A 26,661-nucleotide genomic window follows, 5' to 3' on the forward strand; every position below is an offset into this window, starting at 1 on the left:
GTACTCCTGGTTGATAGGGAATGATCGCCATGGATCGTCAGTTGGCACGCTCGGCGATCAGCTTGCGGACCGACGCGATCTCGTCGGCCGAGAGCTTGCCGTCGCCATTGCGGTCGGCGAGGTCGAACAGCGGCATGCTGCTGGCGAACTCCTGGTCGGAGACCTTGCCGTCGCCATTCGTGTCCAGGCGCCGCCAGCGGTTGCCGAGCCTGGCCTGCGCGGCATCTGCCCGATCCATGATGGCATCGCGGGCGCTTTCGATCTCCTTCTCGTCGATGACGCCGTCGCCATTGCGGTCGAGCTTCTTGAACAGGCGCTCGCGGCGGCCGTCATCTCGTCCTTCGAGATGGCACCGTCATCGTTGGTGTCGATGCGTTGCAACATGCGCTGACCCGGCATGTCTTGTGCCTGCGCGGCGGAAAGCGGTGCGAGCCCCAGAAGCAGGGCCGCGACAAGTGCTGAGCGTTTCATGATGATGGTCCTTTCGTTGTCAGGTCGCGGGGGCGACTGCTGACCGATACGCAGGAAGCGCCCTGCCCCTACGCCCGGCGCGAAAGATTCTTTGCCGAAGCCGCCAATCCGTGAGGCCGGCGGTTTGCGCCGGCTACGCCCTCAAAAAAGTCACCGCGCGCCGCGTAGGGGCGGACGAGGCGCTGCGTAGAAGGCGCTGCAAGGACGGCCCGCGGCGGGTCGTCCAACCCAATGCGGAGACCAACATGAACAAGATCGTCATGGCCTTTGCCGGCTTGCTGCTTGGCGCGGGAAGCCCCTGTGCGGCGGATGGCGGCGGCGCCCGGGAACTCTTCCGGCGCATCGACACCAACGGCGACCGCAAGCTCGAATTCAGCGAGATCCAGGCGGTGCGGGCGCAGATGTTCGATCGGATGGATGCCAACCACAACGGCCTGCTCGATGCGGGCGAGGTGCGCGCGGCCGTGGAGCAGGTTAAGTCCAAGCGCGACTTCCAGGCCGCGCAGTTCGCCGGCTTCCAGGCGCAAGCGGACCGCATGGACCGCAATGGCGACGGAAAAATTTCGCGCGACGAGTTTGCCGCCTTCATTCCCGACCGGCTGCTGCGGGCGGACACGAACGGCGACGGCGGGCTTTCGATTTCCGAACTGCGGAGGCTCCGGCGCCAGTGATCCCCGAGACCTTCCACGCCACCCAACAAAGGAGAGAGATGATGAAACGGACACTCACGGCGTTTTGCGGCCTGATGATTGGCGCCTCGGTGCTGGCCTCGCCGGCCGAGGCCTTGCCGGTCGTGCCGACCTCGGGTCCGGTATCGGCCACCACCGCACCGACGCCGGTCTGGTTCCGGCGCGGCTTCTACGTCGTCGGCGGCAGCTACTACTACAATGGCTACCGGGGCTATGTCCGCGTGCGGCCCGGCTATCGCTACTACAATGGCTATTGGTTCCCCGCCGCCGCCTTTGCGGCCGGCGTCGCGGCGGCGACCGTGCCACCTTTGCCGCCACGTCCGGCCGCCCGCTTGGCCGCCGCGCATGTGCGCTGGTGTTACGAGCGCTACGTCTCCTACCGCGCCTGGGACAACAGCTACCAGCCCTACAACGGACCTCGCCAGCAGTGCTGGTCACCCTACAGTTGAGGCGATGGAGGCTCTTCGCGGAGAGCCTTCCGCCCCTTCAACGCGGCACGGGGGACGACGTGATCCATGCCCGCGAGTGCGGCCATCGATCACCGACGACCAATCGACGATCCAGGAGGAAAACCGCCATCGGCAAGGTACCGGTTGAGCGTGCCCATGAACCCGTCGATGTCGGCCACCGTCGTGCGATGGTTGACGATGGCGCAGCGCACGACCAGCTCGCCGTTGATGGTTGTCCACGAAGGCGCGGCCAGGCCGGATTCCTGAAGATCCAGCACCAGGTTCCGGACAAATTCGGAGTTCGCCCCGCGAATGCCGAAACACACGATGTTGAGCGCCACGGGCGCCTTCAATTCAAATGCCGGATGGCGGTGCAGGGCTTCGGCGAGATGGCGGGCGAGCATGCATGTGTGTGCGATAGAGTCACTGATACGGTCCGTCCCGAGCGCCTCGATCGTCATCCATGTTTTCAAGGCGCGGAACCCGCGCGACAGGTCAGGGCCAAGATCGCAGGGCCATGTTTCGCCGGCGGCAAGCCCGCGATTCGCTCGCTGCAGATAGGCGGCCGGCTGCGCGAACGCGCGCTTGTGGGCATCGCCATCGCGCACCAGAAGGAACCCGGCATCGTAGGGAACCTGGCCCCATTTGTGAAAGTCGAGCGCCACCGATGCCGACTTTTCGATGCCCTTGAACAATCCGCGCAGGGAATCGGACAGCACGGCGAGCGCACCGATGGCGCCATCGACATGAAACCAGAGTTTTTCCCTGGAAGCGACTTCGGCGATGTCGGCCAGCGGATCGATGGCCCCGGTGTTTACCGTTCCCGCGGTGCCGACGACCAGAAATGGCAAGCGCCCGTTGGCGCGGTCCTGTTCAATGGCCGCGCGCAACGCGCCAGGCAGCATCCTTCCGGCATCGTCGACCGCGATGGTCCGCAGATTTGCCGATCCGATGCCGGACAGCTGCATTGCCTGCGCGATGCAGGAATGCGCCTCGGTGGACGTATAGGCGACCAGTTGGCGGTCGCAGTCGCGCAGGCCGGTCTCGCGGACGGCCTGGCCCAGTGCCTCGGTCTTGGCGATCGTCAGCGCGACGAAGTTTGCCATCGAGGATCCGGTGAGGAACAAGCCGCTCGCTCCACTGGGGTAGCCGAGCGCCTCGCTCATCCAGCGCACGATCTGCTGTTCGACCACGAGACCGGCATGGTCGCGGCCGCCGCAATTCATGTTCAGGCCGCCCGTGACGATTTCCGCCACCATGCCGATCGGCGTGCCCGCGCCGTGAACCCAACCCATGAATGACGGATGCAAATTGCCGGTTGCGAACGGCATGATGTGCGTGCGCACGTCATCGAGGACATCGCCCAGTTCGCGAGGTTCGCTCGGCAGCGGCCGGGTAAATCTTTCGCGCGTTTCATCGCTCGGCCGCTGCCACACCGGTCTCTGCCTGATCGTCTCGATGTGGGCGATCATGTCGTCCAGCATGCCATGCGCGACCGCGCGGAATTCATCCCAGTCCGCTGGATCGAGGCTGGTCTCGGCCGCGCTATCGGTAGCCGGGTCGCTCTGCTCGGTGGATCGCGGCATCAAGCGTCTCGCGGACGGTGCAGGACTACCGACAATTTCTGGAAGAAGGCGTCGAGCCTCGATTCTATCGGAGCGAACGCCTGCTGCGGCGACTGGCCGGCCGACATTCGCGCCGAGACGCCGATCACATCGGGAGCCGAGGCGGCAACGCGCAGCACCGTGCGCGAACCCAGACGCACGGCTTGCCCGACATGGCAGATCGGACCGCCATTGAGACCGCGCATCGACAGCTGAATGGTCTGGCATTCCTCGAACGCCGCGAAAGCGCCGGCGCGGTTGGTAACGGTCAACGGGACCATGGCGCGTGAACCAAGATGGTCGCCTTCATCGTCCTGATGCAGTGAGATGCCTTTCACGGCGTCGATGCGAGACCGCACCAGGCGGACAAACTCTTCCTTGACGAGGCTTTGCCGGGCCTCGTCGATCGCGGCATAGCGGTCGAGATGGGCGAGCGCCGCGACCCAGCGCAAACCCAGCCCCAGATTCAATTCCGACTTGAACGCGAAGCTCATCCGTTGGCGAACGGCCGCCGGCCAGTCTTGCGCCGCGGTGTATTCCGCCAGGCCTGCCGGGATATCGGACCTCGCGGCGAGCTCCTCGGCCAATGCCGGGGGGATGAGAAGCGCGCCGGAAAAGGGCGGGCCGGCGATGAACTTGGAGCCGGTCAAGGCCACCACGAAGCCATCCGCCAGATCCTGCCCCAGCCGCGAGATCGAGCCACGGAACTGGCAGGCATCGACGATGACCCGCACCCGTCCGGGGGCAAGCGCCGCGACATGGCGCGCGGCCTGCCGCGTTACCGCCGGCAAACCGGTTTTCGACGCATCGAGCACGTGGACGAGGACATCGCGATCCCGCCTCAATTCCAGCTCGACGGTGGCGATGATCTCGGCGTCGATTTCGTGCTGATGGCGAGGCTCGCCCGTCTCGTTGCGGATGGCGATCGTGCGCACTTCGATACGGTCCGGCGGCAGGCCGTCAAGCGGCGCACCAGCCTCCACGGCGTTGCCGAGTGCGGTCAGATCCGAGTAATGGCACCCCGCCGCCGCGCGTGGCACGCCATTTCCCGTTTCGTCAGGCGCGACAAGCACATTGGTCAGGGGCCGCCTGGAGACACCGGCAACCATGCAGAGCGCGAGAAGCTCCGCATCCGTTCCGGAGGCCGCGAGAACGATTTGCGCGCCCGCGCAGCCAAGATTGCCGGCAATCCGGTCGCGAATGTCGGCGAACCATTCATCAGTCGCGACAGGGGAAGGCGAAGCGATATCCATGAGGCGCGCCAGCTCGATCCCGGCCGCCTGAAAACCCTCGCGCGAGATGTTGCTTGCCGTTGTCGACGAGAACGAGATCTCGTCGTCCGCCGGGGTTGCGCGCGTTCCATAGCGATTGCGGCGCGTGATCGCATCCGGCCAGATGCGCCTGTCGCCGCCTGTCCCGAGCAGGAAGGAAACGGAGGCCGGGGAACGGTGGTCCAGGCCCTCCGTTTCCGGAGCCGGGTTCGCCAGCACCTGCAGGATCTCGCGCTGAGTTGCAGGCATGATGGTCTCCGTGTTCAGGGCTGCGGTAGCGAAGCGATCAAAGCGGTTCATTGGCCGCCACGGCACCGGCCAAGTAGGAGATCTGGACATCATGGCTGATCAGCGGTTGCAGATCGCTGGCCCGCTGCGTGAATTCCAACCCGCACCGGTCGACATAGGCACGATCGACGCGTTCGCAGAAACCTGGATCGATGATCTTCTCGCCATCCCAGAAAACGGCATGGCCCGTGTTGGGAACGGTCGGCGACACCACGCCTATGATCGCGGGCTTGGCCCACAGCATGTAGATGCTGCTCAGGAGGACGAAGCCGCATTTGTTGGCAACGCCGCGCATGATCGAATGGCTCATCGGACCGCCGAGCGGATAGGCCGCATCGCAGCCTCGCGCGATGCCCTCGATCTCCTCGTAGGTTCGGCCCGTGAGCATCGCCAGGGCACAGACCAGGCAGTCGTCATGGGTTCTCTGGTAGACGGCCGGTTTTCCCGTATGGGCGCATTCGGTCGTCGGCGCCGGCAGCATCCGCGCCACGCGCCGCGCCAGCGCGTTTTCGAATGCCACGAAGAGCTTGTGCATGGCGCCCTTCTTGTAGGGAAAGATGCTCTCCCAATCCATGGAATGGACGATCATCGCCACATCCGCCTCGAACACCAGCAGGCGGCCGTCGGCGAGTTCGGCGCAATCGATGGCGAAGTAGTCCAGCCCGAGACGTCGATGAAGCGCATCGAAGGAACGCGCGTGGCGCACCGCGAAGTCACTGTCGAAATTGGCCATCCACAACGCTTCCTCGGCACGCCTGTCTTCGTGCTGGGTCATGCCGGCATTGAGATAATGGACCATCCAGTGCTCGGAAACCGCGAGATGGCTGGCATAGGGTCGCCCGTTGATGAAGGCGACGCGCTGCTTGCGGAATTTGCCGTCGGCCCCGCTGTAGTCGATGAAGGGCGTGACATAGAATTCGGTCTCGGCGTGCGAATTCAGATAGGCCGAAAGCTCCGCTCGCGTGGCGATCTTCTCCATTCCCTTGCCGGCATGCGTGCCGAGCGGGCGGACAATCACCGGAAACGCATTCGCCACGAGCAGTGCGCCGACCTCGATGTCCCCGGACGCCAGTTTCTCGAGCACGGCCCGACCAACGCGCGCGGCGGCAGGCGCAAGGATCGAGGGTTCGTCCTTCAGAGCCTCCGCGACGCCGTCCCTGGACAGCGCCATGATGAGGCGCGGCGCGTTGTTCATGATCGGACCGGCCCAGTCGCGCAACAGCCGGTCGAGGTTTGCCAGCACGGCCAGATTTTCGGCGGATTCGCCGACAGCCACGAAGGCGACGTCGTGTTCGGGAACATCCCCAAGGTCCGCCGTGTCGGCGTCGACATAGTAGAGCAGCAGGTTCGCGTCGGAGTTCTCGAGCAGGAATTCGATCGGCGTGTTGGCCATGAAGTCGCCGGCCGTCATGAACACAAGGACGTTCGGTCCCGTGCCGCGTCCATTGCGTATCAGATACTTGCGGCTGATCTCGAGCGCGGCCTTCTGGCTGAGCGCCGCCTTGTCTTCCTCGCCGATCGCATGAAGCAGGATCGACACATCCAGAAACGCCGCAGCATCGGTGATATCGGCCGAAATGCGCCCGAACAGCGTGTCCCACAAGGGAGAAATATCGCGCCCCTCGAAGACGGCCCGCACGATGGGCGCCTTGCCCATGATGAGATTCGGTTCGTCGAGGGCCTCGATTTGAACTGCCGCGCTTTTCAAGCCCTCAAGCCTTCCGTCACGCGGTGGTTACGGCCGGTTCAGCCTCCACGCCGCTTGCACGATGTGCGGCTCCACTCTGGCTCCCGGCGCTTGTGCGAGCCTTGTGGCGTCCTGATGCGCAGGTCGGAAGACTTGCTGCTGGGGATCACAGGCGCAGGTGCGGATCGGACTTCGGGTGGCTTCGGTGGTTTCGCGGGCGCGGAAGCCTATGCCACTTCCTTCACTCGCCGCTCTTCGCCCCCTTCCCCGCCCCGAACCTCAACCCGTCCATCAAGAGCTTGACCAGCCGGCGCGAGCGGTCGCGCCATTCCGGGGTATCAGGCGCAGAGTAGATGCCGGACAGCGCGTGCAGCACGTCGGAGGCGTCGACGTCGCTGCGGATGGTGCCGTCGGCCACTGCTGCGTCAACCAGTTGCCGCAGGGCCTGCGACACCCTTCCCGACGTGTCGGAAAACAGCGTCGAATTGGTGGTGAGCAAGATGCGCAGGCTGGTTGCCAGCCCGCGCTTGGTGGCGATGTAGTCGACGAAGCGCTGCATCCACTGTTCCAGCGCGACATCGGACGGATGTTTTTCGGCGAGCTCGCCGGCGGCCGCGCACAGCGCCTCCACCTCACGGCGGTAGACCACCTCGACCAGATGCTCGCGCGTCGGAAAATGCCGGTAGAGCGTGCCGATGCCGACGCCGGCGCGGCGCGCGACCTCTTCCAGCGAGGCATCGATGCCGCGCTCGGCAAAGACGATCGCGGCCACCTCGACCAGCCGGTCGCGGTTGCGCTGCGCATCGGCGCGCAGCCGCTTGGCGTCCGCGGCATCGGTCTTCCGTTCAGCGCTGGACGGCTCTGCGGCCAATTTCTTTCTCCACGTCGTGTCGAGGGCTTGAACCCAGCCGGGTCAGCCCCCACGTAATAAACGGAGGCGCCTCCGATTTAGTGGAGCACCTTTATCATATAATCAGGGGAACCGGTATGTCACGTCTTTCAAACCTGCAAGCCGACATCTCCCCTGCCCGCCTGTCTCACGCGAGATTCGCTGTCATCTCCACTTCCGCCAGTACCTGACCATAAGGGTACCTTGCCCTTCGCCGGCAAGGCACCAGTTCCCTTCCCATCCGCGTCAAGCAAACTGGAGCCAGACGCCCATGACCAGCCTTCCCATCACGCTCACCATCAACGGACACCGACACGAACTGGAGGTCGATCCACGCGTAACCCTGCTCGACCTGCTGCGCGAGCGGCTTGATCTCACCGGCACCAAGAAGGGCTGCGACCGCGGCCAGTGCGGCGCCTGCACGGTGCTGGTTGACGGCAAGCGCATCAACTCCTGCCTGGCGCTGGCGGTCAGCCAGGACGGCGCCAATGTCATGACCATCGAAGGTGTCGCCCGTGGTGAAGAGCTGCATCCGGTGCAGGCCGCCTTCATCGCCCATGACGGCTTCCAATGCGGGTTCTGCACACCCGGCCAGATCATGAGCACGCTCGGCCTGATTGCCGAAGGACAGGCCGGCGACGATCCCGAACGCATCCGCGAGGGGCTGAGCGGCAACATATGTCGCTGCGCGGCCTATGGCGGCATCGTCGAGGCCGTCCTGGAAGCCCAGCAACAGCTTGCCCAAGCCGACCGGAGGACCGCGGCATGAGAGACTTCGACTACATCCGGCCCGCCACCATCCCCGACGCCATCGCGGCGGCGGCCGAGCCGGGTTCGGCCTATCTCGCCGGCGGCACCAATCTGCTCGACCTCATGAAAGGTGGCGTCACCAGCCCCGAACGCATCGTCGACATCTCGCGGCTGCCGGAGCTCAACCGCATCGAACGTCTCGACGATGGCGGCCTGCGCATCGGCGCGCTGGTGCGCAACGCCGATCTCGCCCACGACGCGGCGTTCGCCAGGACCTATCCGGCGGTGGCGGAAGCGCTGCTGTCGGGCGCCTCGGCGCAGCTCCGCAACGCCGCCACCGTCGGCGGCAATCTCCTGCAGCGCACGCGCTGCAGCTATTTTTACGACACCGCCAGCGCCTGCAACAAGCGCGAGCCCAGCGCCGGCTGCGCGGCACTTGGGGGCGAAAACCGCCTGCACGCCGTGCTTGGCTGGAGCGATGCCTGCATCGCCACCCATCCGTCGGACTTCTGCGTGCCGCTGGTGGCGCTCGACGCCGTGGTCGAGATCGAGGGCAAGGCGGGCCGGCGCCACGTCACGCTGGCGGAATTCCACCGGCTTCCGGGCGACACGCCGCAGCGGGAGAACGCGCTGGAACCCGGCGACCTGATCGTGGCGGTGCGGCTGCCGGCGGAGGCTGCCTCCTTCGCCGCCAATGCCCGTTACCTGAAAGTGCGCGAACGCACCTCCTATGCCTTCGCGGTCGTCTCGGCCGCCGCGGCACTTGTCGTCGACGGCGGCAAGATCCGCGCCGCAAGGCTGGCATTGGGTGGCGTCGCGGCCAAGCCATGGCGGTCGCGGTCGGCGGAAGCCGTCCTGCTCGGCGCCGGTGCGAACGAGGCGAACTTCATTCGTGCTGCCGATGCCGCTTTGGCCGACGCCAGTCCCTCCGGCGACAATGCTTTCAAGATCGAGCTTGCCCGCCGCATCGTGGTCAGGGCGCTGATGTCCGCGCAGGCTGGAACGCCCGAGCGGCTGCCGGCCCTTCCTGCCTCCCCGTTCTCGAACATTCCCGGAGCGCGCCATGACGCTTGAACTCAGCCTCAACCAGCAACCCGCCCATGCCCGGCAGGGCTCCAGCATCGGCCAGCCGCTGACCCGTCGCGATGGCTTCCTCAAGGTCACTGGTGCGGCCCGCTACGCCGCCGACAACCATCCGCCCGGCATGCTCCATGCCGTGTTGGCCGTCAGCAGCATCACGCGCGGCCGCGTCGCCTCGCTGGATATCGAGGCGGCCAAGGCGCATGCGGGCGTGGTCGAGGTGATGACGCCCAGGAACCGGCCGGCGCTCGCCGCCGATCCGGATGCCAAGGACCATCCCTTCATGTTCCGGCTCGACCTGCTGCAGAACGATCAGGTCCGCTACCCCAACCAGACCATCGCCGTTGTGATCGCCGAGACGCTTGAAGCGGCGACCGAAGGGGCGGCGCTGCTGTCGCCGCGCTATGAAGCGCTGCCGGCGCGCGTCGGTCTCGACGACGCCGAAAGCTTCGTGCCGCGTGGTGTCGGCGTCGGCGGTCCGGCGGTGCAGCACAAGGGCGATATCGAGGCCGGCCTCAAATCGGCAAGGACGCGGATCGAGGCGACCTACGAGACACCGGCCCAGTACCACAACGCCATGGAGCCGCATGCGATCGTCGCCGCCTGGGATGGCGACAGACTGTCGATCGACACGCCGAGCCAGGGCCTGGCCATGGCGCAGGGCCGCATCGCCGGCCTGTTCGGCATCGCGCCGCAAAACATCCACATCCGCAGCCCCTTCCTCGGCGGCGGCTTCGGTTCGAAAGGCATGATTTCCGGGCCGCAGGTGCTAGGCATCCTGGCGGCGCGGCTGGTCGGCCGTCCGGTCAAGCTGGTGCTGCGGCGCGAGCAGATGTACGGGCCGGTCGGCCATCGCGCGCCGACGCGCCAGACCTTGCGCATGGGCATGGATGGCGAGGGGCGGCTGACCGCCATCCACCATCACGCCAAGACCGCGTCGAGCACGTTCGACGATTTCTTCGAACCGGCGGCGGACGCCTCGCACACGCTTTATGCCAGCCCCGCCATCACCACGTCGCACGAGGCCGTGCGGCTCGACACCGGTACGCCGCTGTTCATGCGGGCGCCCGGCGAAGCCACCGGCTCGATCGCGCTGGAGAGCGCCATCGATGAGGCGGCTCACGCCTGCGGCATGGACCCGCTGGAATTCCGGCTGAGGAACCATGCCGAGGTCGAGCCGATGACCGGCAAACCGTTTTCCTCCAAGGCGCTGCGCGAATGCTACAGCCAAGCCGCTAAGGCATTCGGCTGGGCGAGCCGCCCGCTTCAGCCCCGGTTGATGCGCGACGCCGACGGTTTCCTCACCGGCTGGGGTATGGGCACGGCGACCTTCCCCGCCATCATGTTCCAGGCCGAGGCGCGTGCCGTGCTGAAGGCCGATGGCAGCGGCCTGATGGAGACTGGCGCGCAGGACATGGGGCAAGGCGCCTGGACCGCCTTCGCGCAGATCGCCGCAGACGGACTGGGGCTCGACATCGAACAGGTCGATTTCAGGGCCGGCAGCTCCGACCTGCCCAATGCGGGCATTGCCGGTGGCTCCGGCCACACGGCGACAGCCGGCATGGCGATCCACAATGCGGGTGCCGCCGTCATCGCCAGGCTCGCCGATCTCGCCACCGGCAACGAGGCCTCGCCGCTGTTCGGCGCCGGCAACGAAGGCGTGCTGGCACGCGGCGGCCGCCTGTACCGGCGCGACGATGAAAGCCGCAGTGAAAGCTATGCCGAGATTCTTGCGCGCGCCGGCCTCACCGAGATCGAAGGCCACGGCAAGGGCGCTCCGGACCCGGCGTCCCAGGAGACCTACGCCAAGCACGCGCATGGCGCCGTCTTCGCCGAGGTGAAGGTCGATCCCGATTTCGGGCAGATCCGCGTCACCAGGCTGGTCGGCGCGTTCGCCGCCGGACGGGTCATCAATCCGCGGCTGGTGCGCAGCCAGTATTATGGCGGCATGATCTGGGGCGTCTCCTTCGCGCTGCACGAGGAAGCCATCACCGACCGGCGCTCGGGCCGGATCCAGAACGCCAACCTCGCCGAATACCATGTCCCGGTGAATGCCGACGTGCCGTCGGTCGAGGCACTGCTGGTCCACGAGGACGACCCTTACGTCAACGCGCTCGGCATCAAGGGTGTTGGCGAAATAGGCATCACCGGTACCGCCGGCGCGGTTGCCAATGCGGTCTGGCACGCAACCGGCGTGCGGCCCCGGCGCTTTCCGATCCGCATCGAGGACCTGCTGGTCTGAGGGAGACCGCGTAACAACCGGAAGGCCAGGGCCTGGCTTCCCGAACGACGAACGCCCGGAGCGAAAGCGACGGGCGGCCGGACAGCTGGCGCTAGACCGCCGGCTGCCCCTGCCCAAAACAGATCAATTCCACCAGCGTCAAGCAACTGGAGCCAGACGCCCATGACGAAAACGACAATCCCTATTCATCTCGACATCAATGGCCAGCATCACGAACTGCAGCTGGAACCGCGCGTCACTTTGCTCGACGCCTTGCGCGACCGGCTCGCCCCCACCGGCACCAAGAAGGGCTGCGACCACGGCCAGTGCGGCGCCTGCACCGTGCATGTCGACGGCGAGCGCGTGCTGGCTTGCCTGACGCTGGCCGCTCAGGCTCAGGGCCGCGCCATCACCACCATAGAGGGGCTTGCACGGGAGGGCGAACTGCATCCCGTGCAGGCTGCCTTCCTCGAGCAGGACGCCTTCCAGTGCGGCTACTGCACATCAGGCCAGATCATGTCGGCGGTGGCCTGCATCCGCGAGGGCCATGCCGGCTCCGATGACGAAATCCGCGAATACATGGCCGGCAATCTCTGCCGTTGCGGCGCCTATCCGCACATTGTCGCCGCTGTCCGGCAGGCAGCTCTGGAGGTCGCATCATGAGGGATTTTTCCTATCTTCGCGCCACTTCGGTCGATGCGGCACGCGAGGCGGCTGCCCTGCCCGGCGCCATGCTGCTCGCCGGCGGCACCACGCTGATCGATCTCGCCAAATGCGGCGTCACCGAACCCGACACGCTGGTCGACATCACCCATCTCACGGGGCTGGACCGGATCGAGGTGAACGAGCGCGGCGCCACCATCGGCGCGCTGGCCAGGATGGGCCATGTCGCCGACCATGCCGACATCAAGAGCCGCTTCCCCGCCGTCTCGGAAGCGTTGTGGCAGGCGGCGTCCGCGCAGATCCGCAACATGGCGACCATGGGCGGCAATCTGATGCAGCGCACCCGCTGCCCCTATTTCCGCGATCCCTCGAATTTCCCCGCCTGTAACAAGCGGCAGCCCGGCTCAGGCTGTTCGGCGATCGGCGGCGTCACGAGGGGACACGCCGTGCTCGGCACCAGCGAGGCCTGCATTGCCATGTATCCCGGTGACCTCGCCGTGGCCTTGGTCGCCTTCGACGCGGTCGTCCATCTCGGCGAGCGCCGCGTTTCGGTCGACGACTTTTTCCTGCTGCCCGGCACCACACCCGACAGGGAACACGCGATCGAACTGGGAGAGATGATCACCGCCATCGAAATCCCCGGGACCGCCGCTGCCCGCCGCTCGACCTACCTCAAGATCCGCGACAGGCAATCCTACGAGTTTGCGGCGGCGAGCGCGGCCGTCGGCATCGAGTTCGAGGCCGACGGCCGCACCATCCGTGACCTGCGCGTCGCGCTCGGCGGCGTTGCCACCAAGCCCTGGCGTGCCCGCGCCGTGGAAGACGCCCTGAAAGGCAAGGTGCTGGAACCGGAAACCGTCCGTGCCGCCAGCCTGCTCGCCGTCGAAGGCGCCGTCGACCATGGCGCCAACCATTACAAGATCGAGCTCGCGCCGCGCGTTGTCGCGCGCGCCATCCTCAAATTGGGAGAGACGGCATGACCGTTCACACAAGACATGGCGATGCTTCGGATGGCGTGACGGCGGAAGCCGTCGGCGGCCGGCTGTCGCGCGTCGACGGCCCGGCCAAGATCACCGGCGCTGCGAAATACGCCGTCGAGCAACAGCTCGAAGGCCTCGCCTATGCCGTGCTGCTCGAAAGCACGATTGCATCGGGCAAGGTGCGCGCGATCGACACCACCGCCGCTGAAGCCGCACCCGGCGTGCTCAAGGTGCTGACGCCGGACACCATTATCAGCCTCAGGACCGCATCGGACTGGTTCGGCACGCCGCCACCCGACAAACCCTATTGCCCGCTGGCGCACGACATCACCTTCTCGGGCCAGCACGTCGCGGCCGTGGTGGCGGAAACCTTCGAGCAAGCGGTCGCCGCGGCGGCCCTGGTCAAGGTCAGTTACGACGAGACGCCGGCCATCGTCGACCTCAGCGACGGCAAGGCCGGCGACGGCATTCCGATCGACGCCATGACCAAAGAATGGGGCGACGCGCAAGCCGCTTTCGCCTCGGCCCCGGTCCGGGTCTGCGCCGCCTACAACACGCCGCGCGAATACCAGGCGCCGATGGAGCCGCATGGCCTGATCGCCCGCTGGGAAGGCGACCAGTTGACCGTATGGGAGCCGAGCCAGTGGCTGGACGGCATGGCGCGCACCTATGCCGAATGGTTCGGCGTGTCATTCGAGAATGTCCGGCTGGTCTCGCCCTATATTGGTGGCGGCTTCGGCTCCAAGGCGCTGGCGCTCAGCCATGGCGCGGTGGCGGCATGTGCCGCCAAAATGCTCGGCCGGCCAGTGCGGCTGGTGATGACGCGCCAGCAGACCTTTACCGGCTATGGCGGCCGCGCGGCGACGCGGCAGACGGTGGCGCTCGGCGCCGACCGCGACGGCCGCATCCAGTCGATCGTGCATCGCGGCGTCAACGAAACCTCCATGGACGGCATGTGGGTCGAGCCGCTCGGGTCGGTCACCTCGATCATGTACGCGACGCCGAATTTCTCCTCGAAACAGAATGTCGTGCGGGTCAATTCGGTAGTGCCGGGCGCCATGCGCGCACCGGGTGAAAACCCCTCGGCCTTCGGCATCGAAAGCGCCATCGACGAACTCGCTTACGAGGTCGGCATCGACCCGCTGGAGATCCGGCTGCGGAACTATGCCGAACAGGACCCACATGCGAAAAAAGCCTGGTCGACCAGGCAGTTGCGCGAGGCTTTTGCAGCGGGAGCGGAACGCTTCGGCTGGGCCAGGCGGGCACCCGAACCGCGCTCGATGCGCGACGGCAACCAGCTGATCGGCTGGGGCGTCGCCGCCGGCACCTATCCGGTGCGGCGCGCCTATGGCGAGGCGATCGTGCGCATCCTTTCCGACGGCTCGGTCGAGGTCGAGAGCTCCTCGATCGACATGGGCCAGGGCACCTACACGATCCTGGCGCAGACCGCCGCCGAAACGGTCGGCGTGCCGGCCGACACTGTCGTGGTGAAACTGGGCGACTCCCGCTTCCCCCGCGCCGGCGTCACCGGCGGCTCGCGGTTGGCCGGCGTGATGACCGGCGCCGTCTACAAGGCAGCGACCTCCGCGCTCGACCAGCTGATCGGGCTGGCGATCAGCGACCCGCGCTCACCCTTCCACGCGCTGCAGGCGAACACTTTGGTCGTCGCCAACGGTCGCATCGCCTCGCCGCGCGGTGACGGTCCCGATCTCTCCATCGCCGAACTGCTGGCCAGCATCGGCCGCGACCACATCGAGGCGACCGGCGACACCATGCCGGCCAATTCGACGGCGCAGGACCGCTACAAGAACTACACCACCATCGCCATGTCGCTGCCGCACACCGAGGGCGACTATTCCCGCTACTCCTGGTGCGCGCATTTCATCGAGGTGCGCGTCGACGAGGATTTCGGCACGGTGCGCGTGTCGCGCGTCGTATCGGCGCTGGATTCCGGCCGGCTCTACAATCCGAAACTGGCCGAAAGCCAGTGGAAGGGCGGCATCATCATGGGCATCGGCCAGGCGCTGTTGGAAGAAGGCATCGTCGACCGCCGCCACGGCCGCATCGTCAACAACAACCTCGCCGACTATCTGGTGCCGACCAATGCCGACATCCCTGACATCGAAGTGATCTCGGTCGGCATCCCCGACCTGCACTCCTCGGTGCTCGGCGGCAAGGGCGTCGGTGAACTGGCGATTGTCGGCGTAGCGCCGGCGATCGCCAACGCGGTGTTCCATGCGACAGGCAAGCGTGTGCGTGATCTGCCGATCACGCTGGAGAAGCTGATCTAGGGGTGGAACTGCCAATCTTCCCACATGGGGGAGATTGGCACTCCGCCCGACTCACTTCCCCTGCCCCTTCATGAACTGGCTGAGCAGATCCACCGGCAGCGGGAACACCACCGTGGACGAGCGCTCGCCGGCGATGTCGTGCAAGGCCTCGAAATAGCGCAGCTGCATGGCCTGCGGCTCGGCCGCCAGCATCCGGCCCGCCTCGACCAGTTTCGCCGCTGCCTGCTGCTCGCCCTCGGCATTGATCACCTTGGCGCGCCGCAGCCGCTCCGCCTCGGCCTGCTTGGCGATGGCGCGGATCATGTTCTCGTTGAGATCGACATGCTTGATCTCGACATTGGAGACCTTGATGCCCCAGGCATCGGTGCGCTGGTCGAGGATCTCCTGGATATCGCTGTTGAGCTTGTCGCGCTCGGCCAGCATCTCGTCGAGCTCGTGCTTGCCGAGCACCGAACGCAGCGTGGTCTGCGCCAGCTGGTTGGTGGCGGCCATGAAGTCCTCGACCTGGATGACCGCCCGCTCGGCGTCGACGATGCGGAAATAGAGCACCGCGTTGACCTTCACCGAGACGTTGTCGCGCGAAATGACGTCCTGCGGCGGCACGTCCTGCACCACGACGCGCAGGTCGACCTTCACCATCTGCTGGACGAAGGGGACGAGGATGATGAGGCCGGGACCCTTGACCCCGGTGAAGCGGCCGAGCGTGAAGACCACGCCGCGCTGATATTCCCTGAGGATGCGGATGGCCGCGGACAGGAATATGACCACGACCAGCGCAAGCAACAGATAGGCCACGTAACCGATGCTCATTGTTTTGCTCCGTTCCTTGCAGCGTCGCGCCGCCGCACCGTCAGCACGAGGTCGCTGACATCGGTCACCTCGACGCTGTCGCCGGGCGCGACAGGTTCGTCGGCCTTCGCCCGCCAGCGCTCGCCCTGGGCCAGCACGTGGCCCTCGCCGCCCTGCCAATCGAGGATCTCGGCCGGCAGGCCGCGCATGGCCTCGCCACCGACGCGCGGCGGGTTCCTGCGCGCCGCCCAGACATAGGTGCCGGTCAGCAGCGCCAGCCCAAGCGTCAGCGCGGCGGCGGGGCCGATGATGGCCCATGACATGGCAAAGCCCGGCCCCTCGACTCTCAGCAGCATGGCGGCGCCGAACAGAAAGGCGGCCACGCCGCCGAGCCCAAGCACGACGGTGGGATTGAAGGCCTCGACGACGAGGAAGGCGATGCCGAGCAGCATCAGGGCAAGGCCGGTATAGTTGATCGGCAGGAGGTTGAGCGCATAGAGGCCGAGCACGAGGCAGATGGTGCCGATGACGCCGGGCGCCACGGCACCTGGGCTGGTGAACTCGAAGATGATGCCATAGACGCCGACCAGCATCAGGATGATGGCGGTGTTGGGGTCGGTGATGATGGCGAGCAGCTGGATGAACCAGCCGGGCTCCAGCGTCTCGACCGGCAGCCCTTTCGTCGCCAGCACCTCTTTCTTGCCGGCCACGTCGACGGTGCGCCCATCGGCCAGTTGCAACAGCTCGGTGGTGTCGTGGGCGACGAAGTCGATCACATGTTCCTGCAGCGCCGCATTGGCCGACAGGCTCGCCGCCTCGCGCACGGCCTTCTCGCCCCAGTCGCCATTGCGCCCGCGCAGTTCGGCGAGCGAGCGGATCAGCGCGACGGCGTCATTGGTCACCTTGGCCATCATCGCGTCGCCCGCCGGCCGCCCGGTGGCGTCCTTCTCGTCCTTGGCCGGGCCGTTGTCCTTCTCGCCGCCTGGAAGCGACGGCAGGCCGCCCATCTCGACCGGCGTCGCGGCGCCGAGATTGGTGCCGGGCGCCATCGCCGCGATATGAGTGGCGTAGAGGATGTAGGTGCCGGCACTCGCCGCATGGCCGCCGGCCGGCGCGACATAGCCGATGACGGGCACCGGCGAAGCGAGAATATCGGCGATCATCTCGCGCATCGAGGTGACCAGCCCGCCGGGCGTATCGAGTTGAAGAATGAGGACCGAGGCGTCCCGCCTGGCGGCGACGTCGAGCGCTTCCTCGAGCTGCCTTGTGCTTGCCGGCCCGATGGCGCCGTCAATGGCGACGCTCAGCGCGACCCTCTCGCTCCCGGCAGAAGAGAAGGGAGAAACGACAGCGGCGGCGACAAAGGCCGCGGCAAGAAGGGCCACCCGCGCGAAGGTCACGCTCAAAGCTCCATGGAATCCATATGGGTTGTATTTTGGAGAAGTCCATGGGGGGGAGCGGTGGCGGCGATTGGCGAGCGCGGCTGAGCGCGCAATCTCCCTCGATCGGGGGAGATTGGCAGCTTCAGCGGTTTGCTCTCTCAGGGAATGCCGCTCAGAATTTGTAGGCGATACCGATCCGGATATCATGCGTCGACAGCTCGATCTCTTCGGAGCCGAGCGGGGCTCCATCAGAGATAAAGTGACGCTGGGACGTGTGGCGGCCGAAATCGGCGAACCGGTATTCGCCGCGAACCACCCAATTGTCGGTGACGGCGTATTCGGCGCCGGCGCCCAGCGTATAGCCTGCTATCGTATCCTTGACGTCGGCGTAGGGACCGCCCGGAATGTCGACGGTGGTGTGCTTGTAGCTTGCCACGGCCAGGCCACCGATGACAAAGGGAAGCCACCGATCCATCGCGTAGCCGGCTCTCAGGCGCACGGAGCCGACCGAATCCAGCTTGAGCTCGCCGCCAAAGGCAGGGTCGTCGACGCCGAGTGCTCGATAGAGCGTCGTGTCCTTCACGGCGGCGAAGCTGTAATCGCCCTCGATGCCAAGGACCAACCCGCCGTCGAACTGCTCGCTATAGCCAGCATACAGGCCGCCGAAACCACCGGACGGACTGTAGCCCCAGCCGTAATCATCGAAGCTGCCCGGTGCAAAGGTCTGCCCGACCCTTGCGTTCCCCCAGGCGTACCCGGCTTGCGCGCCAATGTAGGCGCCGGACCAATTGTAGATGGCGGCAACAGGCAGGACCGCGTTGGCGTCCGCCGCGGACGCCAAGCCGACAGGTGCGAGGATGCAGGCCGTGGCCAGAAGAATGGTTTTCATCGTTTGTTGCTATCCCAAAACTATTGCATCACCCGCGCGGAATGGACGACGCGAGGTTGTCCGATCTGGAGGATCAGAACTTGTAGCTGAGCCCGACCCGGATATCGTGCGTCTGCAGATCGACGTTCGTCTCCGTGGGCAGACCGGCTGCGACCGAGAGGTCCTGGCTGCCGAAATCGGAGTAGCGATATTCGGCGCGCGCTATCCACCTGTCGGTGAAGGCGTGCTCAACGCCGGCACCAACGGTCCAGCCGACATGGCTGTCGCTGTGGAGCGTTATTTCGGCGCCAGAGCCCCCCGCGCTGACTGCAATCAATTCATACTTGGCCGCGGCCACGCCAGCAGTGATGTAGGGAAGAGTGCGATCGAACGCATAGCCGGCCCGCAGGCGCGCCGACCCCGACCATTTGAGTTCGCTCCTGAGCAGCGTGTTGACGCCACCGCCGCCGGCGTCGATCCCCGCCAGTCCATCGATATTGGAATAGGCAAGGTCGGCCTCGGCGCCGATCACGAAGTTGTTCGCCATCTGGTAATTGGCGCCCATATGGATGCCGCCGATAAATCCGTCCGGATCGACGGAGCTGTCCAGATCGGAGGCTCCGCCCAAGCCGCCGCCAGCGATGAACAGATTGGATTTTCCGGCTGCATACCCGACGTCGACGCCGGCATAGAGGCCGGACCAGTCGTAGCTGGAAACGGGCGAAACCTCATTGATGTCAGCCGCGCATGCCATGCCGATCGGCGCGAGGATGAAGGCCGTAGCGAGAAGGATCGTTTTCATTGGTTGTCTGCCGCCCCAAGGGTTGTGGTCCCCGCCGCGAAAATGCTCCACGGCGATCGAGCACCCGGTGTTGCATTGTCCGCCGGCGGCGTCTTGGGCTGGGCCGCACCGGAATTGTCCTGGAAAGCGCCGCAGCGCTTTCCAGGTCGGTGTGGCCATTCAGCCGCAGTCGATTGGCGCGCCATGCATTCGGCAGGGTTCGCGGGCGGTCTACCTGGCGCTGCTCGGCGTCGAACCGAAGCGGCGGCGGAAGCAGCGATTGAAGTAGGAGACGTCGGAGAAGCCGCTGAGCAGCGCGATCTCGCTGATCCGCATTCGGTCATTGCGCCTGTCGCAGAGCATCCGATGGGCTCTCTGCAAGCGCAATTCGAGAATGCGCTCGGCGAAGCTCACCCCGGTTTCCTGCAGGAGATCGTGGACATAGCGCACGGAGAGCCGCAATTGCCAGGCAACGCTCTGGGCCGAAATGGCCGGATCGGCGAAATTGTCCCGCATCTTTTGCAGGATGGCCTGCAGTCGTGCCGCGCGCAGGCCGCGCAGGCCCGCCAGTTCGGCGGCCTCGCCCTTGGCGCCAGTTGCCAGGCCGATCAGATCGACGATCGTTTCGGTGGCGTGGCTGACAAGGTCGGGGGAGAGCAAGGCCGGGCCCGCTTCCAGGAAACGGCAATAGCGCTTGAGCATGTCGAGCGCCTCGTTGTCGGCCCCGATGCGCAACGCCAGCCGGTCGTCGAGACGGGTGAATGCGTTCTCCAGCACGGCGCGGGGGAGCACCACATTCGCCCAGACATTGTTGTCGCCGCCGGTCATCTGCAACGCTTCCGATGCCGAGACCAGCGCGGCCTCGCCCTTGCCCACGTGATAATCGCGGCCAACCTGGGTGCCGCTGAGCACGGTATCGCCATTGTTGACCAGCAGCAGATAGCCGTCGCGGCCATCGGCGGCGATGTTGCCCGCCTTGCGGCTGGCATGCCTGATCGTCCCGGCCATCTGCCCGAGCACCAGCGACCCGACGGCCGTCGCTTCGATCGCGGCTTCGAACGACAGCTTCTCGGAAATCGTATATTCGACCGACCATATTTCGGCGACATGGATGTCCTGCCAGAGCGCGAACCGTGCGCGGTGGTCCAGATGCGGCGGCAGTTCGATCGATGAGAAGACATTCTTTTGCAAGGAGCAACCGGCCTTTCTACACGCGCGTCTTCACTTGGACACGCACCGTATTGGACCAGATAACGGTCTGTCCAGAGCGGGAAATACTTGTGCGCTTTGCGACAATTCCATTGCCGTTTCGGACAAGAATTTTCCTGAACTTCATCGATCTGGCCGGCGGGATTCAGGAAATACCCGCAACCATGCGTAAGGGTTGGCCGCAATCGATCTTACCCGGCGGCCCGGCTCGCCATCTCCGATCCGCGCTTCCATGCGCGGCGTCGGCCCCGGCCCCATCGGTCTCCTCGAGCGAGGTTGGGCTCGGCAAATTGCGGTCTCTGGAAAGCCTATTCCGGTGACGGCACCGGCGGCCGCGACGTCAGCGCGGTGCCGAAGGCGGCGGCAATGACGGCGGCGATGCCGGCCAGTTGCGGCGCGGTCAGGGTTTCATGCAGGAACAGGAAGCCGGCCAGCGCGCCCAGCGCCGGCTCCAGACAGGTCAGCGTGCCGTAGATGCGCGCCGGCATCCGGGTCAGCGCCACCATTTCCAGAAAGAACGGCAGCGCGCTGGAAAACAGGCCGACGAGCAAGGCACTGACCAGGATCGACGGCGCGAGCAGCGCGGTTCCCGCCTGCGCCACGCCGAATGGCAGCACCAGCACGGCGGCGATCGCCATGCCATAGGCGGTGGTGCGGGTGCCAAGCTCGGCCCCAGCCTTCTGGGCGAGCACGATGTAGAGCGCCCAGAAGCCGCCGGCCGCCAGCGCCAGCATCACCCCGGTCGGATCAAGCGGCTGGAGCGAACGGACGAAGGGCGACAACAGGACGATGCCGGCCACCGCCAGCGCGATCCAGGCAAAGTCGCTGGCACGCCGCGAGGTCGCCGTCGCCACCAGGAGCGGGCCGGAGAACTCCAGCGCCACCGCGACGCCGAGCGGTATCCTGGCGAGCGCGGCATAGAACAGAAGGTTGAGCGCGCACAGCGTCACGCCATAGGCGACCAGCCACGGCAAGGTGGCGCGCGACGGCCGCATCTGCCACGGCCTCAGCGCCGCGACCAGCATCAGCGCGCCGATGACCAGCCTCAGCGTCGTCGTGCCTTGCGCGCCGATCAGCGGGAACAGCCCCTTGGCGAAGGTGGCGCCGATCTGGATCGACACCATGGCGCCCATCAGCGCCGCGATGGGCAAGGGCGCCGCTTCACGACGGGCAATCGGCGTCGATGTCACGTTGGTTTCATCCTTCCCTGCCCTGTCGGGCATCTGCGCGGCCTGGCGGCATGGGGATAGGCTGAACCGGCCTGGCTGTCGTGAGGCAGCAGGCGGCTGGCTAGTAGGGCAAGGTGCCGGAGGGCAAGTACGGGACAAACGCCTGCCGTGATCGGTCGCTTCCCTGTTCGCGTGGCAGGCGCCGTTGCCTCGGCATCGCAACGAGCCTCATCAGCAATCCGCCGGGCAATCATAGGTCAGCCACGATGGAGCGATTGCAACAAAGGCTCCGACACAAGGCATCCAATGTCGACTTGAGGCGTTGAGAACAATGTCAGCAGGCAATTCATCGGTTCAGCCAACGACTGGCGCAATAGCGGAGACTCACAAATGGACATTCCCAAGGGTGCGACCGTCGCGGTAGCTGACGGCGAGAGGCTCAACCTGTTCCGGAACTCGGGAGACGAGGCCAATCCAAAGCTCACGGCCTCGGCGACTGAAGACGTGACAAACGACAACAAGGGGTCGGGCGCGCGCCATCAGAGCAGTTCCGCCAATCCGGACGGCAGTCAGATCGAGGAAGATAGTTTCGCTGCGGGAACAGCCGATCTCCTCAACCGGCAGGTGCTCGGCGGACAGATCGCCAATCTCATCATCATCGCCGCTCCCCGGACGCTTGGGGAACTGCGCAAGCACTATCATCAGAAACTTTCGGCCGTGCTTGTTGGCGAAATCGCAAAAGATCTCACCGGTCATTCGGCGCAGGAGATCGAGAAAGTCGTCGCCGCCGCCTAATCCATCCACATCCCAATAGCTTTATTTTGTTATTCCTCCTTTAGTTTATTATTCCTCCATTGGATTGAAACAATCAATCATGACAAGATTATTTGGTTTACTGGCCACAGCGATGCTTTGCATGGCGGTCCCCGCCCAGGCGTCTGACGGTTCATTTCTGAAATCTTTCGCAGGCAGCTGGGTTGGCAAGGGCACGGTCAAAGTCGACGCAGATTCTCAGCCCATCAAGATCAACTGCAAATTCGCGTCCGACGCAACCGAGAGCTCGTTGTCCCTTGATGGCAAATGTACAGGCTACGTGGTCTTCTCGCGGGCGATCGGCGCCGACGTCAAGACCGATGGCAAAACATATGCCGGCACATACACTGGATCGAGCACAGGTCCGGCAGGCCTGAGCGGCAATCGCTCAGGCAACGCTTTGGTCCTCGGCATCCATTGGGCAAAAGAAGTCAATGGCGACCGGGCCGCCCAGCTGAAGCTGGAAAAGGTTGGAGACAACGGGATGCGTTTGACGACGATCGACAAGGACCCGGCCACCGGCAAGAACATCACGATTAGCGAGATCGACCTCAACCGCAAATAGCGTTTTTGATTGGCCGACATCCTACATTCAGGCCGGCAGGCGGGCGAAGCTCAAACGTCCGCCGATGCCGCCGATGCCGCCGAACTATGTTAGCTCGTAGTAGAAATCGCAAATCAGATCTGCCACTTTAATGGCTTCGAAATCCGTCATGTGCGCGGCTGTCTCAACAGCGACCGTTTCCATATCGTCCTGATCGACGGCCATTAGGTCCAGTATTTTCGCAAACTTGAATTTGAGCTCGCGGTCACCATCGAATTCGTCGATCGTAACGTGCAAAATGTTCAAATTGGCGTCGATCAGGCGGGTTTGAACGCTGTCGGCGGAGGCTGCCAGCGTCCTGATCGCAGCGAAAAAGTGCTCGCGCGCATTGGAATATTTTTCGTCCATTTTATTGTGCCTTTACGGTTGAAACGCAGCGCCTTGGACGCGAGACGCGAACCACGACCTACGCTTTCGGCGTCGCCGGTGTCAACAATGGTGACCGCCCCGCTCCCCCCTGGGAAACATGTGGACTGCGCACAAGCAGGCGGATAAAATAGTTCTTTGTCGAGTGGAAGGTTCCAGCAACGATGGACGGCAAGCGGCTCGACCACAAACTGGATTGCAAAGCCTGCGGCACAATCCTGATGGACATCCCGGACAAGGCGGAAGAACACACCGCCATTCATTGCAGTCTTTGCGGCGCGTACCTCGGTGAATGGGGCGAGTTGCAGGATGATTTTCAAAAGCAGGCCGGACACACCCAGGCCTTCGACCTGAACCACGGCAATATCCGGAAGAAATAGCCTCTTGGAGGCGTTGGATCATCTTCTTGAAATCCTTCGGCGCAGTGTGCTCTGCGCAAGGACGTGACCCCAAACCCGCTACGGTCCCGCGCAGCGGGTTTGATATGGCTTGCGTCAAGCGAGAAGCCTATCCGTCAGGCATAAATTGGTTCGCGGTCAGCCGCCACGCAAGGGCCACTTTGCCCCCCGCGGGGCCAGCGTGGGGCAACCGACGCCGGGCATGGCGGTGGATCATCGTCATCATCCTTGCCCGTAAACCGCCATTTACGCCTCCATCCACTGATGAGGGCGTTGCGGCGATCAAACGCGGTGTGCGACGGCATGACCCGATGCAACGGACGCTTGCCGCGACCACCGTCTTGATCGAGAGCCCGCAGCCCACACAGTATTTCTTCGAGCGGGATAATCGTCCCGTTGTCCAGTTTTCGTAAGGTGGGCTGGTTTTCGACTGCACAAGCGTCCGACGCCCACGATGCGAGCAAGGCACGCTTTTCATCCAGGCTCATGCGCGGATGGTTGAGCACACGCTCGGGACTGTCGGGAAGGAAAGAAAGACCTTCGAACAAAGTGGCGCGCTGGGTTGCAGCGCGGGATATTCCAGTCTGCTGGTTCATCTCCAATCTCCGCAATCAGGGCCTCCCGGCCGAAACCGGGAGGGGACCGCAGCGTTAGGGTTGAAAGCTTGGCCGTCAGGCAACCTTGCGCGACTTTTCCACGTCCTGACTGATCTGCTTGCCGACCGCCCCGGCATCGCTGGCGCCGATGCTTATGCGGCGAGGCTTCAGTTCCTCGGGGATTTCCCGAACGATGTCGATGCTGAGCAAGCCGTTTTCGAGGCTCGCCGCAACCACCTTCATATGGTCAGCCAGCTTGAATACCTGTCTGAAGTTCCGCAAGGCAAGGCCCTGGTGCAGGATCTGGCGCCCCTCCGTGCTGGTGGCTTTCTGGCCGACGACCACCAACTCGTGACCGTTCTGCGTCAATTCCACCTCATCGGAGCTGAAGCCCGCTATGGCCATGGCGATGTGATAGTCGTTTTCGCCCGTCTTCTCGATGTTGTAAGGCGGCCAGTCGGTCCGGTTACTGTTGTCGAGCATGTCAAAAAGACGGTCGAAGCCGACGGTAGTGCGATAAAGCGAGTCAAAGGTTCTCATAGCCACATTCTCCTTGAAGCAACATGGGTACAAGGTGCGCCGCCCAATGCGGCGCCGCCTGCTGTCGAGCTTTAAAGCCTCGACGGCAAACGATTTGGGGAACGTCGAAAACAGCTTCAAGAGCTTCGAGCAAGAAAAATGAGAGCTCTTCATGGTGAGAAAACCGGCTGCCGGGAGGAGGTTCACAAGGTCTGCAAACGACCTCTGCGATCCACGTGCAGGGGGCCCGGAGAAGTCGTACAAGAGCTCTGGAGGTGCCCCTCGCGGCGTGGTCTTCGAGCGGGGCTGGGCGCGCCGCAGGCGTGCCTGAACATGAACAGCGGTGGGGCGTCGAAAGGCCGTGCCGGTTGGGGGCCGTTCGATACCTCACCCTGCAGCTTGCAACCGGTCAGGGCGCGGCCAGCTTCGCCAGCCGTGGCCCGGTCTTGACGTCTATGATCTCGGGCGTCGTGGTGTCGACGACGCCATCCCAGCCGCCGCCGAGCGCCTTGTTGAGGGCGATGTAGTTGGTCGCCAGCAGGACGCGGCTTTGCAGCAGCGTGTCCTCCGCCGAGTAGAGCGAGCGCTGGGCGTCGAGCACGTCGAGAAGGCTGGTCTCGCCGGCCTTGAACAGCGTGCCTTCGATGCGTGCCGCCTCGCCGTAGGATTTCGCCGACGAGGCAAGCTTGCCGATCCGGATACGCTCCTGCGACAGGAGCACGAGCGCATTCTCGACATCCTCGAGCGCGCTCAGCACCGATGACCGGTAGGCGATGAAATACTGATCGCGCTGGGCCTGGGCGACCTCGACGGCGGCCTTCAGCTGCCCGGCATTGAACACCGGCACGCTGAGCGTCGGTCCAAAGGACCAGCCGATCGACGAATTCTTGCCGAGATCGCCGAGCTTGTAGGCCGAAGTGCTGATGTCCCCCGTCAGGCTGACCGAGGGGTAACGGGCCGCCTCGGCCTGGCCGACCTTGGCGGTGTATTGCGCGTATTGCCGTTCCGCCATGCGTACGTCGGGGCGCGCCAAGAGGATGTCGGCGGGAATGCCGGTCGGGATCGGCAGCCGCGGCGCCGGGATCGGCGCGCCGCGCTTCAGCCGCTCGCTCAGCGCCGCCGGCGGGCGGCCGGTGAGCACGGAGAGACGATGCACGGCCTCGGCATAGCTTGCTTCCAGCGTCGGGATATCGGCTTCGGTGCTGCTTGCCTGGCCCATGGCTTTCGCGACATCGGCCGCCGTCGCGGTGCCGGCCTGCGCCATGGTCCGGGTGAGTTCGGCGGTCTGCCTTTGCGATGCGGCCGAGCGCCGGGCGAGCGCGACGCGGGCCTGATAGCCGCGCGCCTGGGCATAGTACGAGGCGACATCGCCCACCAGGGTCAAAAGGGTCGAGCGGAGCTCCTCCTCCGACGCATCCAGCCCATAGCGGGCCGCCTCGACGCTCCTGTGGTTGGCCCCGAACAGGTCGAGTTCCCAGCTGGCGTCGAAGCCGGCCTGATATTCGCTGTAGATGGCGCTCGAGCCCGACGTGGTCGCGGCCGACTTGTTGCGGGTGACCGAGCCGGAGCCGTCGACCGACGGGAACAGGGCCCCGCTGCTCTGGCGATAGCTGGCGCGCGCCTCGCGGATCTTGGCCTTCGCCGTGGCGACGTCGAGATTCCCGGCAACCGCCTCGTCGACGAGCGTGTTCAGCTCGGGATCGCGCAGCCGCTGCCACCATTTCGACAATTGCGCCGGCTTGGCCGGCGTGGCCTTGTTGTGACCGCTCCAGCTTGCCGGCATCGCCAGGAATGGCTTCTGGTAGTCCGGGCCGACGACGCAGCCGGCGAGCGC

Annotated in this window: 26 protein-coding genes; 11 read left to right on the forward strand and 15 right to left on the reverse strand. The window is 65.1% G+C overall.

The window, feature by feature from the left end; all coding sequences use genetic code 11:
• Nucleotides 1-37: 37 nt before the first annotated feature.
• A complete protein-coding gene (locus BLS48_RS36245) occupies nucleotides 38-313 on the reverse strand; it encodes an EF-hand domain-containing protein (protein ID WP_244529739.1) in 276 nt (91 codons plus the stop codon).
• Between the two features lie 403 nt (nucleotides 314-716).
• On the opposite strand from BLS48_RS36245, the gene BLS48_RS21150 reads away from it, so the two are divergent.
• Nucleotides 717-1,142 carry an EF-hand domain-containing protein gene (locus BLS48_RS21150; protein WP_091581664.1) on the forward strand — a complete coding sequence of 142 codons (426 nt, stop codon included), beginning with the start codon at nucleotides 717-719 and terminating at the stop codon, nucleotides 1,140-1,142.
• Between the two features lie 38 nt (nucleotides 1,143-1,180).
• On the forward strand, nucleotides 1,181-1,609 hold the full coding sequence (locus BLS48_RS21155; RefSeq protein ID WP_091581552.1) for a BA14K family protein: 429 nt from the start codon (nucleotides 1,181-1,183) through the stop codon (nucleotides 1,607-1,609).
• 89 nt (nucleotides 1,610-1,698) lie between these two features.
• On the opposite strand, the gene BLS48_RS21160 is transcribed toward BLS48_RS21155, so the two are convergent.
• The 4 genes from BLS48_RS21160 to BLS48_RS21175 all read right to left on the reverse strand — a co-directional run bounded on the left by BLS48_RS21160 (nucleotide 1,699) and on the right by BLS48_RS21175 (nucleotide 7,330).
• Nucleotides 1,699-3,195 carry a pyridoxal phosphate-dependent decarboxylase family protein gene (locus tag BLS48_RS21160; protein WP_091581555.1) on the reverse strand — a complete coding sequence of 499 codons (1,497 nt, stop codon included), beginning with the start codon at nucleotides 3,193-3,195 and terminating at the stop codon, nucleotides 1,699-1,701.
• Complete coding sequence (locus tag BLS48_RS21165; protein ID WP_143019453.1) at nucleotides 3,195-4,733, reverse strand: hypothetical protein; 1,539 nt, start codon at nucleotides 4,731-4,733, stop codon at nucleotides 3,195-3,197. The genes BLS48_RS21160 and BLS48_RS21165 overlap by 1 nt, the downstream gene beginning before the upstream one ends.
• Before the next feature lie 37 nt (nucleotides 4,734-4,770).
• Nucleotides 4,771-6,480: an ATP-grasp domain-containing protein gene (locus tag BLS48_RS21170; RefSeq protein WP_208604650.1), complete on the reverse strand. Its 1,710-nt coding sequence runs from the start codon at nucleotides 6,478-6,480 to the stop codon at nucleotides 4,771-4,773.
• A gap of 220 nt (nucleotides 6,481-6,700) precedes the next feature.
• Nucleotides 6,701-7,330 (reverse strand): TetR/AcrR family transcriptional regulator, encoded by a 630-nt coding sequence (locus tag BLS48_RS21175; RefSeq protein WP_091581560.1) that lies wholly within the window; start codon nucleotides 7,328-7,330, stop codon nucleotides 6,701-6,703.
• Between the two features lie 289 nt (nucleotides 7,331-7,619).
• On the opposite strand from BLS48_RS21175, the gene BLS48_RS21180 reads away from it, so the two are divergent.
• The 6 genes from BLS48_RS21180 to BLS48_RS21205 all read left to right on the forward strand — a co-directional run bounded on the left by BLS48_RS21180 (nucleotide 7,620) and on the right by BLS48_RS21205 (nucleotide 15,333).
• Nucleotides 7,620-8,117 carry a (2Fe-2S)-binding protein gene (locus BLS48_RS21180; protein ID WP_091581563.1) on the forward strand — a complete coding sequence of 166 codons (498 nt, stop codon included), beginning with the start codon at nucleotides 7,620-7,622 and terminating at the stop codon, nucleotides 8,115-8,117.
• Nucleotides 8,114-9,172 carry an FAD binding domain-containing protein gene (locus BLS48_RS21185; RefSeq protein ID WP_091581566.1) on the forward strand — a complete coding sequence of 353 codons (1,059 nt, stop codon included), beginning with the start codon at nucleotides 8,114-8,116 and terminating at the stop codon, nucleotides 9,170-9,172. Before BLS48_RS21180 ends, BLS48_RS21185 begins: the two co-directional genes overlap by 4 nt.
• Nucleotides 9,162-11,420 (forward strand): xanthine dehydrogenase family protein molybdopterin-binding subunit, encoded by a 2,259-nt coding sequence (locus tag BLS48_RS21190; RefSeq protein WP_091581568.1) that lies wholly within the window; start codon nucleotides 9,162-9,164, stop codon nucleotides 11,418-11,420. The genes BLS48_RS21185 and BLS48_RS21190 overlap by 11 nt, the downstream gene beginning before the upstream one ends.
• A 162-nt stretch (nucleotides 11,421-11,582) precedes the next feature.
• A complete protein-coding gene (locus tag BLS48_RS21195; protein ID WP_091581571.1) occupies nucleotides 11,583-12,062 on the forward strand; it encodes a (2Fe-2S)-binding protein in 480 nt (159 codons plus the stop codon).
• Nucleotides 12,059-13,042, forward strand: coding sequence for an FAD binding domain-containing protein (locus tag BLS48_RS21200; RefSeq protein ID WP_091581573.1), 984 nt, complete (start codon nucleotides 12,059-12,061; stop codon nucleotides 13,040-13,042). The genes BLS48_RS21195 and BLS48_RS21200 overlap by 4 nt, the downstream gene beginning before the upstream one ends.
• On the forward strand, nucleotides 13,039-15,333 hold the full coding sequence (locus BLS48_RS21205) for a xanthine dehydrogenase family protein molybdopterin-binding subunit (RefSeq protein WP_091581576.1): 2,295 nt from the start codon (nucleotides 13,039-13,041) through the stop codon (nucleotides 15,331-15,333). Before BLS48_RS21200 ends, BLS48_RS21205 begins: the two co-directional genes overlap by 4 nt.
• A gap of 51 nt (nucleotides 15,334-15,384) precedes the next feature.
• Here BLS48_RS21205 and BLS48_RS21210 read toward each other — a convergent pair whose 3' ends face one another.
• From BLS48_RS21210 to BLS48_RS21235, 6 genes are all read right to left on the reverse strand, one after another.
• Nucleotides 15,385-16,143 carry a slipin family protein gene (locus tag BLS48_RS21210; protein ID WP_091581579.1) on the reverse strand — a complete coding sequence of 253 codons (759 nt, stop codon included), beginning with the start codon at nucleotides 16,141-16,143 and terminating at the stop codon, nucleotides 15,385-15,387.
• Entirely contained in the window at nucleotides 16,140-17,522 is a 1,383-nt protein-coding gene (locus BLS48_RS21215; protein WP_091581581.1) for an NfeD family protein, read from the reverse strand. The genes BLS48_RS21210 and BLS48_RS21215 overlap by 4 nt, the downstream gene beginning before the upstream one ends.
• Nucleotides 17,523-17,676: 154 nt before the next feature.
• On the reverse strand, nucleotides 17,677-18,393 hold the full coding sequence (locus BLS48_RS21220) for an outer membrane protein (RefSeq protein ID WP_091581587.1): 717 nt from the start codon (nucleotides 18,391-18,393) through the stop codon (nucleotides 17,677-17,679).
• A 73-nt stretch (nucleotides 18,394-18,466) separates the two neighbouring features.
• Complete coding sequence (locus tag BLS48_RS21225; RefSeq protein WP_091581590.1) at nucleotides 18,467-19,174, reverse strand: outer membrane protein; 708 nt, start codon at nucleotides 19,172-19,174, stop codon at nucleotides 18,467-18,469.
• 210 nt (nucleotides 19,175-19,384) lie between these two features.
• Nucleotides 19,385-20,344 (reverse strand): AraC family transcriptional regulator, encoded by a 960-nt coding sequence (locus BLS48_RS21230; RefSeq protein ID WP_091581592.1) that lies wholly within the window; start codon nucleotides 20,342-20,344, stop codon nucleotides 19,385-19,387.
• A gap of 326 nt (nucleotides 20,345-20,670) precedes the next feature.
• Complete coding sequence (locus BLS48_RS21235) at nucleotides 20,671-21,552, reverse strand: EamA family transporter (RefSeq protein ID WP_091581666.1); 882 nt, start codon at nucleotides 21,550-21,552, stop codon at nucleotides 20,671-20,673.
• Between the two features lie 369 nt (nucleotides 21,553-21,921).
• Between BLS48_RS21235 and BLS48_RS21240 the strand changes: the two genes are divergently transcribed.
• Nucleotides 21,922-22,326 carry a host attachment family protein gene (locus tag BLS48_RS21240; protein ID WP_091581595.1) on the forward strand — a complete coding sequence of 135 codons (405 nt, stop codon included), beginning with the start codon at nucleotides 21,922-21,924 and terminating at the stop codon, nucleotides 22,324-22,326.
• A 121-nt stretch (nucleotides 22,327-22,447) separates the two neighbouring features.
• Nucleotides 22,448-22,909: a hypothetical protein gene (locus BLS48_RS21245; RefSeq protein ID WP_244529735.1), complete on the forward strand. Its 462-nt coding sequence runs from the start codon at nucleotides 22,448-22,450 to the stop codon at nucleotides 22,907-22,909.
• An 84-nt stretch (nucleotides 22,910-22,993) separates the two neighbouring features.
• Here BLS48_RS21245 and BLS48_RS21250 read toward each other — a convergent pair whose 3' ends face one another.
• The gene (locus BLS48_RS21250) at nucleotides 22,994-23,296 is read right to left on the reverse strand and encodes a hypothetical protein (RefSeq protein ID WP_091581600.1); all 303 of its coding nucleotides are present in this window, start codon (nucleotides 23,294-23,296) and stop codon (nucleotides 22,994-22,996) included.
• 182 nt (nucleotides 23,297-23,478) lie between these two features.
• Here BLS48_RS21250 and BLS48_RS21255 point away from each other — a divergent pair, with 182 nt between their 5' ends.
• Nucleotides 23,479-23,694, forward strand: coding sequence for a hypothetical protein (locus BLS48_RS21255; RefSeq protein ID WP_143019454.1), 216 nt, complete (start codon nucleotides 23,479-23,481; stop codon nucleotides 23,692-23,694).
• A gap of 134 nt (nucleotides 23,695-23,828) precedes the next feature.
• Here BLS48_RS21255 and BLS48_RS35040 read toward each other — a convergent pair whose 3' ends face one another.
• The 3 genes from BLS48_RS35040 to BLS48_RS21265 form a co-directional block, all read right to left on the reverse strand.
• Nucleotides 23,829-24,308 carry a hypothetical protein gene (locus BLS48_RS35040; protein ID WP_143019455.1) on the reverse strand — a complete coding sequence of 160 codons (480 nt, stop codon included), beginning with the start codon at nucleotides 24,306-24,308 and terminating at the stop codon, nucleotides 23,829-23,831.
• Between the two features lie 75 nt (nucleotides 24,309-24,383).
• On the reverse strand, nucleotides 24,384-24,848 hold the full coding sequence (locus BLS48_RS21260) for an Hsp20 family protein (protein ID WP_091581670.1): 465 nt from the start codon (nucleotides 24,846-24,848) through the stop codon (nucleotides 24,384-24,386).
• 388 nt (nucleotides 24,849-25,236) lie between these two features.
• Nucleotides 25,237-26,661, reverse strand: a 1,425-nt coding sequence (locus tag BLS48_RS21265; RefSeq protein ID WP_091581602.1) for an efflux transporter outer membrane subunit, incomplete at its 5' end; no start/stop codon positions are given.

The organism is Mesorhizobium qingshengii (genome assembly GCF_900103325.1).
Taxonomy (GTDB): domain Bacteria; phylum Pseudomonadota; class Alphaproteobacteria; order Rhizobiales; family Rhizobiaceae; genus Mesorhizobium; species Mesorhizobium qingshengii.

Excerpts from the sequence above, each read along its gene's own strand:
- BLS48_RS21150 (WP_091581664.1), top strand. The coding sequence starts at position 717 with ATGAACAAGATCGTCATGGCCTTTGCCGGCTTGCTGCTTGGCGCGGGA.
- BLS48_RS21190 (WP_091581568.1), top strand. The coding sequence starts at position 9,162 with ATGACGCTTGAACTCAGCCTCAACCAGCAACCCGCCCATGCCCGGCAG.
- BLS48_RS21220 (WP_091581587.1), bottom strand. The coding sequence starts at position 18,393 with ATGAAAACCATTCTTCTGGCCACGGCCTGCATCCTCGCACCTGTCGGC.
- BLS48_RS21225 (WP_091581590.1), bottom strand. The coding sequence starts at position 19,174 with ATGAAAACGATCCTTCTCGCTACGGCCTTCATCCTCGCGCCGATCGGC.
- BLS48_RS35040 (WP_143019455.1), bottom strand. The coding sequence starts at position 24,308 with ATGAACCAGCAGACTGGAATATCCCGCGCTGCAACCCAGCGCGCCACT.
- BLS48_RS21165 (WP_143019453.1), bottom strand. The coding sequence starts at position 4,733 with ATGCCTGCAACTCAGCGCGAGATCCTGCAGGTGCTGGCGAACCCGGCT.
- BLS48_RS21250 (WP_091581600.1), bottom strand. The coding sequence starts at position 23,296 with ATGGACGAAAAATATTCCAATGCGCGCGAGCACTTTTTCGCTGCGATC.
- BLS48_RS21195 (WP_091581571.1), top strand. The coding sequence starts at position 11,583 with ATGACGAAAACGACAATCCCTATTCATCTCGACATCAATGGCCAGCAT.
- BLS48_RS21205 (WP_091581576.1), top strand. The coding sequence starts at position 13,039 with ATGACCGTTCACACAAGACATGGCGATGCTTCGGATGGCGTGACGGCG.
- BLS48_RS21160 (WP_091581555.1), bottom strand. The coding sequence starts at position 3,195 with ATGCCGCGATCCACCGAGCAGAGCGACCCGGCTACCGATAGCGCGGCC.
- BLS48_RS21200 (WP_091581573.1), top strand. The coding sequence starts at position 12,059 with ATGAGGGATTTTTCCTATCTTCGCGCCACTTCGGTCGATGCGGCACGC.
- BLS48_RS21260 (WP_091581670.1), bottom strand. The coding sequence starts at position 24,848 with ATGAGAACCTTTGACTCGCTTTATCGCACTACCGTCGGCTTCGACCGT.
- BLS48_RS21255 (WP_143019454.1), top strand. The coding sequence starts at position 23,479 with ATGGACGGCAAGCGGCTCGACCACAAACTGGATTGCAAAGCCTGCGGC.
- BLS48_RS21185 (WP_091581566.1), top strand. The coding sequence starts at position 8,114 with ATGAGAGACTTCGACTACATCCGGCCCGCCACCATCCCCGACGCCATC.
- BLS48_RS21180 (WP_091581563.1), top strand. The coding sequence starts at position 7,620 with ATGACCAGCCTTCCCATCACGCTCACCATCAACGGACACCGACACGAA.
- BLS48_RS21240 (WP_091581595.1), top strand. The coding sequence starts at position 21,922 with ATGGACATTCCCAAGGGTGCGACCGTCGCGGTAGCTGACGGCGAGAGG.
- BLS48_RS21155 (WP_091581552.1), top strand. The coding sequence starts at position 1,181 with ATGATGAAACGGACACTCACGGCGTTTTGCGGCCTGATGATTGGCGCC.
- BLS48_RS21245 (WP_244529735.1), top strand. The coding sequence starts at position 22,448 with ATGGCGGTCCCCGCCCAGGCGTCTGACGGTTCATTTCTGAAATCTTTC.
- BLS48_RS21210 (WP_091581579.1), bottom strand. The coding sequence starts at position 16,143 with ATGAGCATCGGTTACGTGGCCTATCTGTTGCTTGCGCTGGTCGTGGTC.